Here is a 4,278-nt window from a genome sequence, read left to right on the forward strand (position 1 = left end):
TTTGGGGAATAGGGCAGTTTCTTATTGGTCTGCCATGGTTAACGCTAGTTGTTGCAATATCAAAGTACCTCATAAATGCGTTAATTAGCTTAGCTTTAGTTGATTTATTTAGTGTATTTGTACCCCATGCCAGCCGTGCCTATCAGGGCAGGCCTCTTGCTCGCATTCTTAGCTATGTTGTAAGTGTTATTATTATATTAGTTATACTGCTTACCAGTGTAATTTTAGTGAACGATCACCACTCTCGGTTAGAGTATGAGGTAGACGCCCAGCTTGAAGAAAAAGCCAAATATATAAGCACTCAATTAAGTGATTATTTAACGTTTCATAAAAATGCCATTGTAATGAGTAGCGACGCCATAAGCGCGGGCACAGATAGTGAGCAGCAGTTAAAAAGGCTAATGAATCTATTTCCAGGGTTTGCTACAAGCTTGTATGCCAACCCTAGCGGCTTTGTTGAAATAACGTCGCCTAATAACCTTATTGCTGGGTTAACTAAGGCGCAGCGTAATGTTACTGATCGCGAGTACTTTAATCAGGCTAAGCAATATCCTCTTGGTTATAGCAGTGGTGTGTTTCAAGGGCGAGGGCTTGGCAATGAAGCCATTGTTGCGCTGTCTGCACCTATTTATCGTGATGGTGAGTTTTACGGCGTAGTAGAGGGGTCGTTAAAGCTTGGACGATTAGAGCAGTTTATTCCTAATTTATTTGAAAACACTGGCGAATTAGTTGTACTGGATGATAAACAAAAAGTGGTTTTTAGCTCGCTTGAGCAGTTTGAAATATTAACCGACTTTAACGAAGATGGTTTTAATGCACGTAATATGGGCGATAAAAATTTATTTCGTTCCAATAATAACGAGGTTTACCATAGCTCTAAATATGTCAATCCGCAGAGCAAATGGCAAGTGATCACTTTTTATAATCGTAAACATTTGAGTATGGCTGTAGCCAAAGCCTGGCTGCCAAGTATCTTGCTAGGCGCTATGCTAATTATTATGGTGGTGCTGTTTGTACGCCAACTTGCAAACTTATTAGTGCAGCCAATTAGTGGTTTAACTAATTTAATGCAAAGCTTTAATAAATCAAAAAAACATACTTTTAATACAGATTCAAGTTGGCAAGAAGTATTGCAACTACAACAGCAGTTTGAAATGCTAGCCACTGCGCTGCAGCATTCAATAGAAAACCTGCAAGCGTCAAATATAAAAAACCAAGACCTAAACAAACAACTCAGTGAGTTTAACCAGCAGCTAGAAAAACAAGTTGCTGAGCAAACCAATAAGCTTAAGCAAGCAGTAGAGCGTGCTAATTTAGCTAATGTGGCTAAATCGCAGTTTTTAGCAAATATGAGTCATGAACTACGCACCCCAATGAACGGTATTTTGGGCATGGGTGAGGTATTGCTGCGTGATAGTTCGTTAACCGACGAGCAAAGAGATCTTTTAGATACGCAACAAAAAAGTGCTCAAAACTTATTGAAAATCTTAAACGATATTTTAGATTTTTCTAAAATTGAGGCTAATGCAATGCAAATTAGCCCGCGTCCTACAAATTTAGCGCCTTTTATCGAAAATATTAAATCGTTGTTTTCACCCATTGTAAGCTCTGACGACGTGCAGTTTATAGTTCAGTGCAGTAACACCTTGCCAGATTGTATTAACGTAGATGATTTACGCTTAAACCAAGTTATTATTAATTTATTATCTAACGCGTATAAGTTTACTGAGCGCGGGTTTGTACGTTTATCGTTTGATTACAGTGGCCAGCAGTTATTTGTAAGTGTGTCTGATAGCGGCATAGGCATAGCAAAAGATCAGCAATCGTTATTGTTTAGTGAGTTTACTCAAGCTGATGTAGGTGTTGCGCGTAAATATGGCGGTACCGGGCTAGGTTTGGCCATTAGCCAAGGGTTAATTAAAAAAATGCAGGGTGAAATATCTTTAAATAGTGAACCCGGTAAAGGCAGCATGCTCAAGTTTTACATTAATGCGCCTAAAGCTGAGTTTATAAAGCCCACAGCCGCAGTAAAGTCGCAATCAGTACCTGATCTTGGTAGCAAAAAATTACTATTGGTAGAAGACAACCCCATAAACCGCCAAGTAATTGCAAAAATGTTAGAGCCAACTCATATACAACTTACAATGGCTAACGATGGAATTGAAGCGTTAAAAGTGCTTAAGGGTAACACCTTTGACTTAATTTTAATGGATTGCCAAATGCCAAATATGGATGGTTACGAATGTACACAAACCATACGTGCTAACGAAGCAAACACTAAGGCACATGTGCCTATTATTGCAATTACCGCTAATGCCTACGAAGACGATAAACAGCGCTGTTTAAGTGTGGGCATGGACGATTTTGTATCTAAACCTGTAAATACACAAGGTTTGTACGAAGTAATCGCTAGGGTGATAAACGCGCACTAGCTTAGCGTTTATCACCACAACAAATTTTAGATAAAATCGAGCGTAAGTAATAAGCGTTGCTCGTTTGCAGCCACCGCTGGTGAGCGATGTACAAGCCCTGCACCTTCGTTTTCATCCCAGTACTCGCCTTTAAGCAGGGCAACATCACCTTGCTTGAGTTGATTAATATTATTTAGGCTTTTAAATAAGCCAGACTCTTCATCGGGTTTACCTAAATTACCAGTACCTAGCTTTGAGCGGTTTACATCGCTGTGATTTAACCACTGCGTAGCAACACCTTGATAGGTAGTAACTAGCCGGCACGGAATTTTGTCTACATGAAAACGCGGGCACATGGGTTTATCTAATATTTTTAGCCTTAAACCGGCGCGTTTTAAATCAAACAGGCAGCAAAACATTTCAACCAACAGTGCGATATCTTCACACAGCGCTTTAACTTCATCGCGGTTATTATCTTCTGGCTTAAGCGTTTTTATTAATTGATCAAACGCATCATCGGGCGATACCGCAAGTTCTAGTGGCTTTAAAGCATTTGCGCTAATGAGAGTATTAACTGCATTTGTTAATGTTTGCTCAAGGTCTCTTTGCCAAATAACAATGTTAGTGTCTTGGTTATAAATTTGTGGCAATACATCGGCGTCACACTCTTTAGCTGCTTTTCGGTACAGCGGTTCCGCAGGCTTTATTTGCGCAGTTATTGGGGCTAGGGCATTCATTACTCCTCCTCCCAAATAGGAAACGGGTCGTTATAGGTTCTCCAAAAGTCCTTACCCTTAAGTACCACATCTTCTGGTAGTAGGCAGTCATCAAGCGCTTTAATCATCGCTTGTTTATTTAATGATTGACCAATAAACACAAGCTCTTGGCGCATGTCACCAAAGGGTTCTACCCATTTATTATTTATATCAGCAAGCAGTTCAGGCTCTGTAGGCCAGTCTTTTTGGGGGATGGCTTTAAAAAACATACCAGCAAATCCGTAATGAGCTATACCGCCTGCTTGGCTCCACTGCGCGCAAAATAAAGGGCGTGTTGCTAACCAAAAATAACCTTTTGAGCGAATAAGTTTGCCAAATTGTTCGGTGCTATGAAGAAAGTTATAAAACTTTTCTGGGTCAAATGGGCGGCGCGCAGTGTAATTAAAGCTGCTAATTCCATACTCTTCAGTCTCGGGAATATGTTCACCACGCATTTCTTTAAGCCACCCCGGTGCTTGTTGGGCACGTTCAAAATTAAATAAACCCGTGTTTAGCACTTCGTTAATATTAATATGGCCGTTTGAAATAGGAATAATGTTAGCTTGAGTATTAAGCGTATTTAAAATGGCAGTGAGTTTATTTAATTCATCGTTTGTAATTAAATCAGTTTTACTAATTAAGATTACATCGGCAAATTCAACTTGGTCAACAAGTAGGTCGGCTACGCTTCGCTCGTCGTCTTCTCCTAACGATTCGCCAGTATCTTGTAAATCATTTGCTTGTTCGTAGTCGTTTAAAAAGTTAACGGCATCAACCACCGTTACCATAGTATCAAGGGTGGCAATATCACCCAGTGATACGCCATTTTCATCGGCAAATGTGAAGGTTTCGGCTACAGGTAATGGCTCAGAAATACCGGTTGATTCAATAACGAGGTAATCAAAACGCCCATCTTTGGCAAGTTTGCCCACTTCAACAAGTAAGTCTTCTCGTAGGGAGCAGCAAATACAACCGTTGCTCATTTCAACGAGCTTTTCGTTACTGTGATTGAGCGATACATCGTTTTTAATAGTGGCTGCATCGATATTTATATCGCTCATATCGTTAACTATAACAGCCACTTTTTTACCTTGCCTGTTATTAAGAATATG

Annotated in this window: 3 protein-coding genes; 1 reads left to right on the forward strand and 2 read right to left on the reverse strand. The window is 39.9% G+C overall.

The features are described 5' to 3' along the window. The coding region (locus tag H5072_RS12830; protein WP_182693731.1) for a response regulator at nt 1-2,432 on the forward strand (2,432 nt) is incomplete at its 5' end. Nucleotides 2,433-2,458: 26 nt separating this feature from the next. On the opposite strand, the gene H5072_RS12835 is transcribed toward H5072_RS12830, so the two are convergent. Both H5072_RS12835 and zigA read right to left on the reverse strand, forming a co-directional pair. Further along, complete coding sequence (locus H5072_RS12835) at nt 2,459-3,148, reverse strand: DUF1826 domain-containing protein (protein WP_024594779.1); 690 nt, start codon at nt 3,146-3,148, stop codon at nt 2,459-2,461. Then, on the reverse strand, nt 3,148-4,278 hold a 1,131-nt coding region (zigA, locus tag H5072_RS12840; RefSeq protein ID WP_182693732.1), incomplete at its 5' end, for a zinc metallochaperone GTPase ZigA. The genes H5072_RS12835 and zigA, both read right to left, overlap by 1 nt.

The sequence above is a fragment of the Pseudoalteromonas sp. SR45-5 genome (assembly GCF_014163565.1).
Classification (GTDB): Bacteria; Pseudomonadota; Gammaproteobacteria; order Enterobacterales; family Alteromonadaceae; genus Pseudoalteromonas; species Pseudoalteromonas distincta.